Genomic DNA, 13,229 nt, shown 5'->3' with positions numbered 1-13,229 from the left:
ACGCGCCTGCCGCCGGGTCATGCTTTACATCGTCGCTGCGCCTGTCAGTCACCGGGTTCTCCGAAACATGGGCGGCGCCTCGTGACGCTGGTGCGTGTTGCGTTGCTGGATGCCCCGCGAGACTCAGACGGCGGCGGCCAGCGTGGCGTGCACCTCGGCGTCGGGCGCCTGGGTGATCAGCGTCTCACCGAAACGCTTCAGCAGAATGAATTTGATTGCGCCGGCCTCCGCCTTCTTGTCGACGCGCATGAGTTCGACGTACCGCGAGTCACCGAGTGCCGGCGCACGCGTAGGCAGATGGGCGGCGACGATCACGTCGACCAGACGCTTGCGCGCGGCTTCGTCGAGATAACCCAGGCGCACCGACAGGTCCGCCGCCATTACCATTCCGCAGCCCACCGCTTCGCCGTGCAGCCACTCACCGTAGCCGAGTCCGGCTTCGATCGCGTGGCCGAAGGTATGGCCGAAATTGAGAATTGCGCGCAGTCCGCCTTCGCGCTCATCCTGCGCCACGACCGACGCCTTGATCTCGCACGAACGCTTGACCGCCTCGGCCAGCGCTTGCGGCTCGCAGCGATTGAGCGCCTCGATGTTCGCTTCGATCCAGTGGAAGAAACCGGCGTCAGCAATGGCGCCGGTCTTGATCACTTCGGCGACGCCTGCTGCCAGTTCGCGCGCCGGCAGCGTGCGCAGCGCGCCGATGTCGGCGATCACAGCCTGTGGCTGGTAGAACGCGCCGATCATGTTCTTGCCGAGCGGATGGTTGATACCGGTCTTGCCGCCCACCGACGAATCAACCTGCGATAGCAAGGTTGTCGGCACCTGGATGAACGGCACGCCGCGCATGTAGCAGGCTGCGGCAAAACCCGTCATGTCGCCGATCACGCCGCCGCCGAGAGCGATCAGCGTGGTCTTGCGATCGGCGCGCGAGCCCAGTAACGCGTCAAAAATCAGATTTAGCGTTTCGAGGTTCTTGTACGCCTCACCGTCCGGCAAAACGACCGTGGAGATCTGCTTGCCGAGCGGCGCAAGCGCTGCGCGCAGCTGGTCGCCGTAAAGCGGGTCGACCGTGGTGTTCGTGACGATCGTGACCGAACTGCCGGCGATATGCGGCGCAAACAACGCGGTCTGGCCGATCAGATCGGCACCGATATGGATGGGGTAGGCGCGCTCGCCCAGTTCGACATTGACGGTAATCATACGGTCCATTATGACGCAGGATGTTTGGCGACGCCGGCCAGCTCGAGCTGCATCAGAACCATATTGACGAGTCCGTTGACCGAAGGCCGGCCGGTTTCGATTACAAAGTGCGCGCATTCCCGGTATAGCGGATCGCGTACTTCGTACAGCGCTTCGAGGCGCGCTTTGGGGTCTTCGGTCTGCAAAAGCGGGCGGTTTTTGTCGCGCCGGGTGCGCAGCCAGAGATCATGTGGGTTGGCGCGCAAGTAGATCACCACGCCCCGATTTTGCAGCGCTTCGCGGTTTTCCGGCCGCAGCACCGCACCGCCGCCCGTGGCGAGCACGATATTGTCGCGCCCGGTCAGGTCGGAAATCACATGTGCTTCGCGATCGCGAAAGCCCGCTTCGCCTTCCAGCTCGAAGATCACCGGGATTCGCGCGCCCGTGCGTGCCTCGATTTCATGGTCCGAATCGAAGAACGGGCGATCGAGACGGCGCGCAATGGCCCGACCCACGGTGGTTTTGCCTGCCCCCATGAGCCCTACAAAAAATACATTGGCGTGTGCGTCCCGCGCTTGCAACGGTGTCCTCTGGCTAATCCGGTATGGTTCGTGCCGCAGCTTACTGGCAAAGCGGCTGCCTTGTCGAGCCTGCAGGCCGCCGCTGGACAGCGGCGGCAGCGTGCCCCTAATTTGTCTGAACGACGCGCGGCGTGATGAAAACGGCCAGTTCACTGCGCTGGTCCCGATGGGCCCGATGGCGAAAAAGCGCGCCTAAAACAGGTATTTTGCCCAGGACCGGCACGCGCGTCACATCGTCACGGTCGTCGGTCGCATAAATTCCGCCGATCGACACCGTACCACCATCTTCGACTTCGACGCGCGTTTGCACGTGTTTGGTATTGATCGCGGGTCCGGCATCGGTCTGTTCGCCGACGCTGTCTTTGGCGACGTCGAGGTCCAGCACCACCCGGCCGTCCGGCATGATCTGCGGCTCGACCTCCAGTTTGAGCGTGGCGCGGCGAAACTGCACGCCCGACACGCCCTGCCCAACTTTCGCCTGATACGGCAGCTCGGTACCCTGCTCGACCACCGCCTTCATCCGGTCCGCGGTGACGACGCGAGGGCTCGAGACGATTTCACCGCGCCCTTCCGCCTCCAGCGCGCTCAGCTCGAGGTTCAGGAGACGCGTGGCACCGGCTGCGAATAAGGTCAGCCCGGCGGTGGCGGCGTCAAAACCGGCAATTGGCCGGGCTGACAGATCGTACACGGTGCCGTCCTTGCCGCCCATCAAGCCCCGGGCGGTGCCGTCGGCGTTGGCGGCTGCCATTGAAAGGCGCACCCCGAGATTGCGCGAAAACCCGTGCTCGCCCTCGACGATACGGGCTTCGATCAATACCTGGCGGGTCGGCCGGTCGACGGAGGCAAGCAAGGCCGTGATCTGCGCGAGCCGTGCTTCGAGATCGGTGACGAACAGCAGATTGGTGCGCGGATCCGCAGTCGCGGCGCCGCGTTTGGATAGTACGCGCTGGTTGCCGGCACCGGTCAGCAGACGCCGCACGTCCTCGGCGCGCGCGTAGTGCAGCTCGAACGTACGGCTGGCGAGCGGCTCAAGATCGGCGGCTCTCGCGTGGGCTTCGAAACGCAGCCGTTCACGCGCGGCCAGATCCGCGCCCGGCGCGACCCAGATCACGTTGCCGTGGCGCTCCATGGCGAGCCCGTTGACGTCGAGCAAGGTGTCGAACGCGGTGCGCCATGGCACCTTGTCGAGCCGCAGTGAAACCGCGCCGCGCACTCTCTCGCTCGCGACGATGTTCAGTCCGGTGAACTGGGCGAACGCGTTGAGCACCGCACCGAGTTCGGCGCGCTGAAAGTTCAGCGAGATCGGTTTGTCGTCGGCGGCGAGTTGGGCGTCTGCTGGCGTTTTCGGTGCGCCGCTCAGGCGCGCGAGCGGAGGCAGCGGCACCGGCGGCCCTTCGAGCGCCGCGGCTCCGATGGGGTCCTCGCGGGCCGCTGCTGCGGTGACGTTGTCGCGAGTCGAGGGTGGGGAGCGCCTCGGTAGCGGCATTGAGCCGTCCGCGTCATTGGCCGGGTCGTCGGCCAGGTCGGCGCGGCCAGTCCCGGAGGTTGCCGCCGCTCGGGATAGGCCAGACTCAGCGCCAGGCTCGACAGCGTAATCGTCACGGAACGGATTAGCGACTTCGGCCGCGCTGCCTCGCGGCAGCGGCGGTACGTCGTATCGAGCACCGGGTAGCGCGACGGCGTCATCGAGCGGCATGTATGCGGGTAACGGTGGAGTCGACGCGTGCGCGAGTCCTGCGGTTATCGCCGTACCCGCCACCAAGCTACGAAAGCGGCTGCTACGCGCAATGCCAACCGGACTGGGACCCAAACTGCGAAGCAGACGGCAAAGCAGACGGCGAACGGGGCTATGGGCCTGACTGTCTGCCGGACCGCAAAGCTGGCTGCAAACTGACCGGTGGACCGGACTGCGGACCACGCCCCCGCCCATGTGCCCCAGCATACCGCGCGCCACGCCAGAGCCAAACCAAACACGAACGCCCGCGCACGCCGCCGCGGCACCAAACGGCTTCATCATCCTCATCAGGACGCCTCCGTCAGCGCCAGCGTGCGTATCACACCGCCACTAGCCAGCGTGATGCTGAGCGCGTCGAGCCGCGTAACGCGCTCAGTACCGAGTTGCTGCCCGGCCACGACCGTAGTCGCGCCATCCGGTGTATCGAGCAAGGCCAGCCCGCGCGTTCGATCATGGAACAGTCCGACCAGGCGCAGTTGCGAAGGGTCCGGCTGCTGTTCCCCGGATGCGAGCACCTGCGGAAGCTGGAACGGATCGAAGAACACGACGTCTTCTTCGTCATCGAGATCAAGGCCGTCGTCGGCAAACGCGTCCGCGGTAGCCGTTGAAGGCATCGGCTTCAACGCGCTGAATACCTGCAGCGTTGCTCTCATCGCCAATGAACCGGCCTCGCGGTTGACCGTCACGTCGACGGGAACGATCAGCACCGGCAGATCCGACAGCCCGCGCAGAAATGCCATCAGGTGGACGAAATCAGTGTGGCCGGTGAGCTGTAGCGGCCGCATGCTTTCAGCACCTGAACCGCTGGCGGCGCCGGGATCGACCGAAAGCAGCGAGACGCTATTCTGCGCTGCGAGTTCGGACACGATGCGCACATCGTCCGCCGAGGTCCACGACGCAGACAACGGTCCACCCGGCCTGGCGCCAACTTCCCGGCGCAACGCGGGCAACTGCGTCAACGCGTGGCGCGCATCCGCGAGATGCCGCGTGGCCGCATCCAATGCCGTCCGGCTCGCCTCGATGCCGCCGAAATCGGTCACAACCCAGCCGTGCGCGCCAAGTGCGAACACCAGCGCAGCGATCAGCAACGCGACCGTCCAACGGCGCCGACGACTCCACGCAGCGAGCGGCACGCGCGCATGCTTCATCCATTGAGAGAAAGAAAACCGCGTGCTCGCCGCGCCGCCGAACTCGATAAAAGTCGTACTCATTTCGCACCTCCTGATTGTTCAGACTTCGTGTGACGCGGCTCAGCGGGGCGAGACAGAAGGACCGCTTTGCGCGGCGGGTCGTCCCAGCGAAGATGCGCGCCGAATTCAATCGGCCCGCTAGTCGCGCCTATTGCGGCAACCGCGCCTCCACGAGGCGCCGAGCGATGCAGATCGCTCACCTCCGCGCCCTTCACGCCGCGGATCGCGCTCAAGCGCTTAAGCCACTCGGCCGACGCGATATGTCCACGCGAGGTCGCGAGCAACTCCGTCTCGTACTCGCGTTGGCGCAACTGCTGCAGCACCACGCCATCGCCGGGTTCAAAGCTCAACGCATCCAGCAGATCGCGCAAATGCGTGAGCGGCTTTGACAGAGTCATTGCACGCATTGCGCCTTTGCGTTGTTCGTCTTGCGCCCGCACCAGCCTGGCGTGCTCGGCGAGCGGCACGGCCAGTTGCGTGAGCGACTGTTCAACCGACGCGCGCCGCGCATCGAGCCGCGCCCGTTCAAATGCCTGCCAGCCAATGAACGCGAGCACGGCCGCCAAACCGGCGAGCGCTGCGGCCACCCATTCAAGCAGACGCCGCCGGCGCGCGCGTTGCGCATTGCGTTGCCGGTACGGCAGCAGATTGAAGCCGCCGAGCCACAGCGATACGCCGCGCGCGCCACGCGTAGAAGCCCGCGTGGCCAGGCGCACCGACCCCAGACCGAAGAGCGCGCGCATCATTCGAGCACCCCGCGCAACGCAAGCCCGAACGCGACCGCCGCAGTGGGCTCGTGCAACAACGGATCGTGCAATTCACGCACGAGGCCGCCCAGCGCCGCACATTCGAACGGCAGCACCGTGCAGCCCAACACGTCGGCAATATCCGCGATCGAGAAACCCACGCCGTCGAGCAGATCGACCTCGCCGCTCAACAACGCACAGTCGAGTTCAGGACCATGGACGAGATCACGCAACGCATCGGCGAGATCAGCATGTTCAGGCGCCGGGTAGCGCATTTCGCCGACCAGGCAGTCGTCCACGATGCGCCAGCCGTACACGCCGTCCGTGCCCACCCAGAGCGCGACGTACGGTTCGTGCGGATCGAGTTCATAGCTCGCCGCATAGCGCATTGCGCGCAAAGCCGCATGCGGTTCGCCGTCGATCGCACTGAGCGAAATACCGGCCGTCGCCGCACATTCGATACGCGCTTCGAGATGCTGGCGGGCGGTTGCGGCGATCGTCACCGAACGGATCGGCGAACGTGTTTCGTCGACGAACCAGTCGACAGCCAATGCATGCCGCTCGAGACCGGCGATTCGCTCGACTTCGCTCATCACCGCCGGCTCGAGTTCGGCGAGTTCATGGCCGCCGTCTTCCGCGCAACCGCTTAGCGCGGCGAGCCGTGTGAGCGGCACCGTGGTGGTCAACGTAGCCGCGGCGGGCAACGCCATCGCGCAACGCAATGCCTGCGTGGCACACGCATGCGGCAGACCGCCGAATGCGTCGCGCAAGGCACGCGCCACCGCATGCCGGTCGGCGATCTCCGTGCCGGCCATCGCGCCGGCGCCAAGCGGCACCGTGCTCACGTATTCGATATGCAGTGCGGCAGGTGCGCGCGCATGCTGACTTATCACGACCAGACGCACCGCCTGCGATCCCACATCGATCCCCGCAGCGAAACGCTGCGCACCGAGTTGCACACCTTGAAGCCACGAATTTTTAAACGTCATTACGCCCTCCCTCTGACTCACGCGACGAACCATTCGAACGCGAGTTGCGAGGGAGAATTGTGCGTAGCCGCGCCGTCGCGCGACACTCAGCCAAATGGCTAACGTTGCGTGACGCGCGCCCTGCACGCCATCAAAGCGTCTACAGTGAAGTCATTCCCGCAGGACGCGCAGACTTGTCAAGAACCGTCAGTAAGCATGCCGAAAGCTGAATAGCGGGGCGGCTATAATCGCGGGACTGCTTTTTGGTGTCCATATGCAATCCACGTCTCCTACGTCCCCGCCGCCCGCGCCGCAGAAACGCAAGCGCCCGTTGTGGCTCAAGCTCATCATCGGCTTTGTGGGTTTGATCGTCGCAGGCATCTTATGCGTGCTGCTGGTGCTCGGCTATGCGCTGGTGGTGGCCACGCCGAACCTGCCGTCGCTCGATGCACTGACCGACTACCGGCCGAAGGTTCCATTGCGCATCTATACGGCCGACCACGTGCTGATCGGCGAATTCGGTGAAGAGCGGCGCGACATCGTCCATATCCAGGACGTGCCGGATAGCCTGAAGAAAGCCGTGCTGGCAATCGAAGACGCGCGCTTCTACGATCACGGCGGCGTTGACCTCACAGGTATCGCGAGAGCCGGTTTCGTCGCCTTGACCAATGGTCATGCAACACAAGGCGCCAGCACGATCACCATGCAGGTGGCGCGCAATTTCTTCCTTTCCAGTGAGAAGACCTATACGCGCAAGATCTACGAGATGCTGCTCGCGTACAAGATCGAGTCGAAACTGACGAAAGATCAGATTCTCGAGGTGTATATGAATCAGATCTATCTCGGTCAACGCGCGTACGGCTTTGCGAGTGCGGCGCGGGTGTACTTCGGTAAAGATCTGAAGGACCTGACGCTGGCGGAGTCGGCCATGCTGGCGGGCTTGCCGAAGGCGCCGTCCGCGTATAACCCGGTGGTCAATCCGAAACGCGCGAAGATCCGTCAGGAATACATTCTGCAGCGCATGTACGAGCTGCACTACATCGCTCAGGAACAGTACGACGAGGCGAGCAAGCAACCGCTGATCGTCAAGGGCGCAGGCAAGGAGTTCAGCGTGCACGCGGAGTACGTCGCGGAAATGGTGCGGCAGATGATGTACGCGCAGTATCGCGAAGAGGCGTACACGCGCGGCCTGAACGTCGTGACCACCATCGACTCGGCCGATCAGGACGTCGCTTACCGGGCGTTGCGCAAAGGTCTGATGGACTACGAACGGCGCCACGGCTATCGCGGTCCGGAAGCGTTCATCGATCTGCCATCCGATGCGGACGACCGCGAACAGGCCATCGACGACGCGTTGCTCGAGCACCCCGACAACGGCGAAATCATTGCCGCGGTGGTGACGGCGGCGAGCCCCAAGCAGGTGCGGGCCACGTTCATCGACGGCAACGTGGCGACCATTCAGGGCGACGGCCTGCGCTTCGCGCAGTTCGCGCTCGGCACGCGTGCGCAGCCGAATCAACGCGTGCGGCCGGGCGCAATCATTCGCCTCGTGAAGAATGACGACGGCAACTGGTCGATCACGCAGTTGCCGCAAGTGGAAGGCGCGTTCATTTCGGTGGTGCCGCAAGATGGCGCGATTCGCGCGCTGGTCGGCGGTTTCGACTTCAACAAGAACAAGTTCAACCACGTGACCCAGGCGTGGCGTCAGCCGGGTTCGAGCTTCAAGCCATTCATCTACTCAGCTTCGCTTGAAAAGGGACTCGGACCGGCCACGGTGATCAATGACGCGCCGCTCTTTTTCAGCGCCGCGGAGACAGGCGGTCAGGCGTGGGAACCGAAGAACTATGGCGGCGGTTTCGACGGTCCGATGACCATGCGCACCGCGCTGCAGAAGTCGAAGAACCTCGTGTCGATTCGCATCCTGAACCAGATCGGCACCAGGTACGCGCAGCAATACATCACACGTTTCGGCTTCGATGCGGATCGTCACCCGGCTTATCTGCCGATGGCGCTCGGCGCGGGTCTCGTCACGCCCTTGCAGATGGCGGGCGCGTTCTCGGTGTTTGCTAACGGTGGCTATCGCGTCAATCCGTATCTCATCGCCGAGGTCACCGATCAGCGCGGTATCGTCGTGGCGCACGCGCAACCGCTGGTCGCCGCGCAGAGCGCGCCGCACGCGATCGAACCGCGTAATGCGTATGTGATGAACAGCCTGCTGCAAAGTGTCGCGCAACGGGGCACGGGTGCGAAGACCAACGTGTTGAAGCGTACCGATCTCGGCGGCAAGACCGGCACGACGAACGATTCGCGCGACGCGTGGTTCGCCGGCTATCAGCACACGCTCACGGCCATCGCATGGATCGGCTACGACAATCCGCGCAGTCTCGGCGACAAGGAAACCGGCGGTGGCCTCGCGTTGCCCGTGTGGGTCGAATACATGGCGCGCGCGCTCAAAGGCGTGCCGGAGTACAAGATGCCGATGCCGGACGGCGTGACCGAAGTCGGCTCAGAACTGTATTTCGACGATTTCACGCCGGGTCACGGTTTCGTCGCGACAGTCGGCGTCAGTCAGGCGGCGTTGGATGCCGACGCGAGCGCTGCGTCCGCGGCGCCCGAGCAAGTCGGCGAGCAGGAAAAGCAGGACATCATGAATCTGTTCCGCGGACACTGAAGCAAGATCCGGATCAGTCGGAAAAGAAAACCGCCGCGCTCGATGCGCGGCGGTTTCTTCTTTCAGGTGAGCGCTTTACGCTTCGAAGTGAACCGGCTCGCCGGCCTGTTGCGTCGCGTACTCCGACAGCGCGGCAAAAAACTCCGTGCCGCTGCGGGTATCGCGCCACTCACCGTCGACAAAACGGAAGTGAAAACCGCCCGCTTTCGCGGCGATCCAGATTTCGCTCATCGGCGGCTGCAGATTGACGATGATCTTCGTGCGATTCTCGAATTCGAGCGTCAGGACATTGCCGCTGCGCTCGAGTTCGATGTCCGCTTCTATGCCGTCGAGCGCGCGTTCGATGGCGGCTAGCGCGGCTTCCGCGCGGGTCAGGTAATCACTATCGGACATGCTAAACTCCATCGATTATTTATTCAGGGACAGTCATGCGAGTCGTATCTCGGATGCGCGCGGCCGTGCCCGGCCGCGCGATTGTAGCGGGTTTAGCCATTCTCGCAGGTTGTGCACTTGCCGGCTGCGGGCAACGCGGTTCGCTCTATTTGCCCACTGTGCCGCCGCTGCCGGCCAAGCCGATCGATCGCACAGAACTGCCGCCGTCACCGTCATCGGATGAAGTAACACCGGGCGCGGAAAACGCGTCGCCGACGGGTGAGGTACCGGACACTTCTGGCGCGCCGCTGTCGTTGTCCCCGGAAAGCGAACTCGCCACGCCGCCCGCGTCTGCTGCATCCTCGGCTTTGCCTGCGCAACCTGCCTCCGCCGTCACTCCCGTTCAATAAGACTTTCGCATGACTCGATCCGCATTTGATTACGTCGACGGCGTGTTGCATGCCGAAGGCGTGTCCGCCGTCTCACTCGCCGAACAGTTCGGCACGCCGCTGTACGTCTATTCGCGCGCCGCCCTCACCGCAGCGTGGAATGCCTACGCAGGCGCTTGCGCCGGCCGCCGCGCGACCGTCCACGTCGCCGTCAAGGCGAATAGCAATCTCGCGGTGCTGAATGTGTTCGCGCGCCTCGGTGCCGGCTTCGACATCGTGTCGGGCGGCGAACTGGCGCGCGTGCTGGCCGCCGGCGGCAAAGCGGAAAGCACCGTGTTTTCCGGCGTCGGCAAGCACGCGGACGAGATGCGTCAGGCACTCGCGGCCGGTGTCAAATGCTTCAACGTCGAATCGATTCCCGAGCTCGACCGCCTGAATGCCGTGGCCGCGGAAATGGGCAAGAAGGCGCCCGTTTCATTGCGCGTGAATCCGGACGTCGACGCGAAAACGCATCCGTATATTTCCACTGGCCTGAAGTCCAACAAATTCGGCGTCGCGTTTGAAGATGCGCGGGCAACCTATCAGGCCGCCGCGGCGATGACGCACCTCGACGTGGTTGGCATCGACTGCCACATCGGCTCGCAGATCACTGAAGTCGCACCGTATCTGGACGCGGTCGACAAGGTGTTGGAACTGGTCGAACAGATCGAGCAGGACGGCATCAAGATTCGCCATATCGACGTAGGCGGCGGTCTCGGTATCACGTACGACGACGAAACCCCGCCGGAAATCGGCGATTTCGTGCGCACCGTGCTGGATCGCATCGAAGCGCGCGGCCACGGGCATCGCGAAGTGTATTTCGAGCCTGGCCGTTCACTGGTCGGCAATGCGGGTGTGCTGCTGACGCGCGTCGAGTTTCTGAAGCCGGGCGCGGAAAAGAACTTCGCGATTGTCGATGCGGCGATGACCGATCTCGCCCGCCCTGCGATGTACGAGGCGTATCACGCAATCGAGGCTGTCGTTAAACGCGACGTGCCCGCTCACGTGTACGACGTGGTCGGCCCGGTTTGCGAAAGTGGCGACTGGCTCGGCCGTGAGCGTCTGCTGGCGGTCGAACCGGGCGATCTGCTGGCGATTCGCTCGGCCGGCGCGTATGGCTTCGTGATGAGCTCGAACTACAACACCCGCCCGCGTGCGGCCGAGGTCATGGTTGATGGTACACAAGTGCATATCGTTCGCGCTCGGGAAGAGGTCACGCAGCTGTTTGCGGGCGAGGCGATCTTGCCGGCGTAAACGTCGGCGGGCTGCGCTCTTCCATAAAAAAGGCGATGCCAACTGCGGCATCGCCTTTTTTCATTATGCGCGGTAGACAAGGACCGCACAGGTCAGCGCGTCTTCAAACGCCGCTCGCGCATCCATACGATCAAACGCCACCCCAGCAACGCGACCATGATCGCGCCGTAGATTTTCGGCAGAATCAGATCGTGCTTGCCCGCCTTCATCCACCAGAAGTGCAGGATCGCGAGCGCGCCGATTACATAGATCGCGCGATGCAGCGTCTGCCAGCGACGTCCAAGTTTGCGCACCATCGCGCGCGGCGACGTCACGGCCAATGCGATCAGCAACACGAACGCAGCGAAGCCCACGGTGATGAAAGGCCGCTTGCCGATGTCCTTCAGAATCGCGGCAACATCGAACCACTTGTCGAACCACAGGTAAGTGGTGAAATGCAGCGTCGCGTAGAAAAATGCATAAAGACCCAGCATGCGACGAAACCTGACGAATGCAGCGATGCCGGTCAGCCGGCGCAACGGTGTCACGGCCAACGTGATGCAAAGAAAGACGAGTGTCCACAGACCCGTCGAGCGCGTGATGAATTCGATCGGATTCGCGCCCAACCGATCGGTGACGCCGAACAGCACGATGCGCGCAAGCGGAAACCACGCCGCGATGAACACGACAATCTTGGCCGGCACGATCCAGCGCGCGCCGCTAGCCGGGCGCTTTGCCGTCGCTGACGCCGGCGCTTTAGCGCCCGGCGGCGTGCGTGGGGTTTCGGTAACAGGTTGCGTGTCGGAGGAAGCCATCATCAGGTCGTCGTTCAAAAATTCTTCTTCAGGTCCATGCCCTGATAGAGCGACGCAACCTGATCGCCGTAGCCGTTGAACATCAACGTCTTGCGCTTGGGCGTGAAGAAACCGTCTTCGCCGATACGCCGCTCAGTCGCCTGGCTCCAGCGCGGGTGATCGACGTTCGGATTCACGTTCGAGTAAAACCCGTACTCATTCGACGCGTAGGTGTTCCAGCTGGTGGGCGGCTGCTTGTCGAGAAAGCGGATCTTCACCAGCGACTTCGCACTCTTGAAGCCGTATTTCCACGGCACCACCACGCGGATCGGCGCGCCATTCTGGTTCGGCAGCACCTGGCCGTAGAGGCCCATGGTCAGCAGCGTCAATGGATTCATGGCTTCGTCCATCCGCAGACCTTCCCTATACGGCCAGTCGAGTACCGGTTCCGACAGGCCAGGCATTTGCGACGGATCGGCCAGCGTGATGAATTGCACGTACCTGGCGTTGCCAGTGGGCTGCACGCGCTTGATCAATTCCGAGAGCGGCACACCGATCCACGGAATCACCATCGACCAGCCTTCGACACAACGCAACCGATACACGCGCTCCTCGAGCGGCGCGAGCTTCAGCAATTCGTCAATGTCATACACCTTTGGATTTTTGATCTCACCCTCGACGCTCACCTTCCACGGGTGCGGCCGCAAGGTACCGGCGTTATGCGCCGGATCGGCCTTATCGGTGCCGAACTCGTAGTAGTTGTTGTACGTGGTGATGTCCTTGTACGGCGTGATCTTGTCGAGCGCGACGAACTTCGCGTTGGTCTTCGCCGTAAGCTTCTGCGCCTTCGGATCCGGCGATGAATACGCCGCGAGCGCTTCGCCGTTCACTCCAATCAGACTGCCGAGCGCCAACGCACCCGCCGCCTGCAACACGCGCCGCCGGTTCTCGAACACGCGCTGCGGCGTGATTTCACTGCGCGCAATATCATCGCCGATAAGTTGAATTCGGTCGCTTCGCTTGATCCACATCGTGCTGCTCCTTGCCGGCCCGTCGGGTTGTTTATCTTACGGGGCCATATTGGTGATCGACTCGTTTGCCCACTCGCCCAGCCATCCATAGGTACTGTTCTAACGAACACTCTGGATGCAGCGAATATTCCGCCAGACATGAAAAAACCGCCGGTGCGAAGCACGCGGCGGTTATTAGTCGGCGCAGAACGGCCGGTCTTACAGCTTGCCGTAGCTATGCAGCCCCGACAGGAACATGTTGACGCCGAGGAACGCAAAGGTCGTCACCAACAGGCCGGTCAACGCCCACCAAGCCGCCACT

General features: G+C 63.2%; 12 protein-coding genes. 3 read left to right on the top strand and 9 right to left on the bottom strand.

Features of this window, described 5'->3' with window-relative positions:
- Nucleotides 1-123 precede the first annotated feature (123 nt).
- From aroB to pilM, 6 genes are all read right to left on the bottom strand, one after another.
- The gene (gene aroB / locus QOC89_RS18625; protein WP_323046370.1) at nt 124-1,209 is read right to left on the bottom strand and encodes a 3-dehydroquinate synthase; all 1,086 of its coding nucleotides are present in this window, start codon (nt 1,207-1,209) and stop codon (nt 124-126) included.
- Nucleotides 1,209-1,760: a shikimate kinase gene (locus QOC89_RS18620; protein WP_097390570.1), complete on the bottom strand. Its 552-nt coding sequence runs from the start codon at nt 1,758-1,760 to the stop codon at nt 1,209-1,211. Before QOC89_RS18620 ends, aroB begins: the two co-directional genes overlap by 1 nt.
- Before the next feature lie 106 nt (nt 1,761-1,866).
- Nucleotides 1,867-3,456, bottom strand: coding sequence for a type IV pilus secretin PilQ (locus QOC89_RS18615; RefSeq protein ID WP_323046369.1), 1,590 nt, complete (start codon nt 3,454-3,456; stop codon nt 1,867-1,869).
- 326 nt (nt 3,457-3,782) lie between these two features.
- A complete protein-coding gene (locus QOC89_RS18610) occupies nt 3,783-4,706 on the bottom strand; it encodes a hypothetical protein (RefSeq protein ID WP_323046368.1) in 924 nt (307 codons plus the stop codon).
- Entirely contained in the window at nt 4,703-5,431 is a 729-nt protein-coding gene (locus QOC89_RS18605; RefSeq protein ID WP_323046367.1) for a fimbrial assembly protein, read from the bottom strand. Before QOC89_RS18605 ends, QOC89_RS18610 begins: the two co-directional genes overlap by 4 nt.
- Nucleotides 5,428-6,420 (bottom strand): type IV pilus biogenesis protein PilM, encoded by a 993-nt coding sequence (gene pilM / locus QOC89_RS18600; protein WP_323046366.1) that lies wholly within the window; start codon nt 6,418-6,420, stop codon nt 5,428-5,430. Before pilM ends, QOC89_RS18605 begins: the two co-directional genes overlap by 4 nt.
- A 253-nt stretch (nt 6,421-6,673) precedes the next feature.
- On the opposite strand from pilM, the gene QOC89_RS18595 reads away from it, so the two are divergent.
- A complete protein-coding gene (locus QOC89_RS18595) occupies nt 6,674-9,070 on the top strand; it encodes a penicillin-binding protein 1A (RefSeq protein WP_323046365.1) in 2,397 nt (798 codons plus the stop codon).
- A gap of 75 nt (nt 9,071-9,145) precedes the next feature.
- Here the strand turns inward: QOC89_RS18595 and cyaY are convergent, their stop codons facing one another.
- Complete coding sequence (gene cyaY / locus QOC89_RS18590; RefSeq protein ID WP_323046364.1) at nt 9,146-9,463, bottom strand: iron donor protein CyaY; 318 nt, start codon at nt 9,461-9,463, stop codon at nt 9,146-9,148.
- Between the two features lie 35 nt (nt 9,464-9,498).
- On the opposite strand from cyaY, the gene lptM reads away from it, so the two are divergent.
- Both lptM and lysA read left to right on the top strand, forming a co-directional pair.
- The gene (lptM, locus tag QOC89_RS18585; protein ID WP_323046363.1) at nt 9,499-9,852 is read left to right on the top strand and encodes an LPS translocon maturation chaperone LptM; all 354 of its coding nucleotides are present in this window, start codon (nt 9,499-9,501) and stop codon (nt 9,850-9,852) included.
- A 9-nt stretch (nt 9,853-9,861) separates the two neighbouring features.
- Nucleotides 9,862-11,124 carry a diaminopimelate decarboxylase gene (gene lysA, locus QOC89_RS18580; protein WP_323046362.1) on the top strand — a complete coding sequence of 421 codons (1,263 nt, stop codon included), beginning with the start codon at nt 9,862-9,864 and terminating at the stop codon, nt 11,122-11,124.
- 92 nt (nt 11,125-11,216) lie between these two features.
- Here lysA and msrQ read toward each other — a convergent pair whose 3' ends face one another.
- Both msrQ and msrP read right to left on the bottom strand, forming a co-directional pair.
- On the bottom strand, nt 11,217-11,921 hold the full coding sequence (msrQ, locus tag QOC89_RS18575) for a protein-methionine-sulfoxide reductase heme-binding subunit MsrQ (RefSeq protein WP_416340416.1): 705 nt from the start codon (nt 11,919-11,921) through the stop codon (nt 11,217-11,219).
- Between the two features lie 11 nt (nt 11,922-11,932).
- Complete coding sequence (msrP, locus tag QOC89_RS18570; protein WP_323046361.1) at nt 11,933-12,928, bottom strand: protein-methionine-sulfoxide reductase catalytic subunit MsrP; 996 nt, start codon at nt 12,926-12,928, stop codon at nt 11,933-11,935.
- Nucleotides 12,929-13,229: the final 301 nt, after the last annotated feature.

This window comes from Paraburkholderia sp., assembly GCF_034668105.1.
Lineage (GTDB): Bacteria > Pseudomonadota > Gammaproteobacteria > Burkholderiales > Burkholderiaceae > Paraburkholderia.
This window is presented reverse-complemented; position numbering and strand designations above follow the sequence as displayed.

Excerpts from the sequence above, each read along its gene's own strand:
- QOC89_RS18610 (WP_323046368.1), bottom strand. The coding sequence starts at position 4,706 with ATGAGTACGACTTTTATCGAGTTCGGCGGCGCGGCGAGCACGCGGTTT.
- lysA (WP_323046362.1), top strand. The coding sequence starts at position 9,862 with ATGACTCGATCCGCATTTGATTACGTCGACGGCGTGTTGCATGCCGAA.
- aroB (WP_323046370.1), bottom strand. The coding sequence starts at position 1,209 with ATGGACCGTATGATTACCGTCAATGTCGAACTGGGCGAGCGCGCCTAC.
- pilM (WP_323046366.1), bottom strand. The coding sequence starts at position 6,420 with ATGACGTTTAAAAATTCGTGGCTTCAAGGTGTGCAACTCGGTGCGCAG.
- QOC89_RS18615 (WP_323046369.1), bottom strand. The coding sequence starts at position 3,456 with ATGCCGCTCGATGACGCCGTCGCGCTACCCGGTGCTCGATACGACGTA.
- lptM (WP_323046363.1), top strand. The coding sequence starts at position 9,499 with ATGCGAGTCGTATCTCGGATGCGCGCGGCCGTGCCCGGCCGCGCGATT.
- cyaY (WP_323046364.1), bottom strand. The coding sequence starts at position 9,463 with ATGTCCGATAGTGATTACCTGACCCGCGCGGAAGCCGCGCTAGCCGCC.
- msrP (WP_323046361.1), bottom strand. The coding sequence starts at position 12,928 with ATGTGGATCAAGCGAAGCGACCGAATTCAACTTATCGGCGATGATATT.
- msrQ (WP_416340416.1), bottom strand. The coding sequence starts at position 11,921 with ATGATGGCTTCCTCCGACACGCAACCTGTTACCGAAACCCCACGCACG.
- QOC89_RS18595 (WP_323046365.1), top strand. The coding sequence starts at position 6,674 with ATGCAATCCACGTCTCCTACGTCCCCGCCGCCCGCGCCGCAGAAACGC.
- QOC89_RS18605 (WP_323046367.1), bottom strand. The coding sequence starts at position 5,431 with ATGATGCGCGCGCTCTTCGGTCTGGGGTCGGTGCGCCTGGCCACGCGG.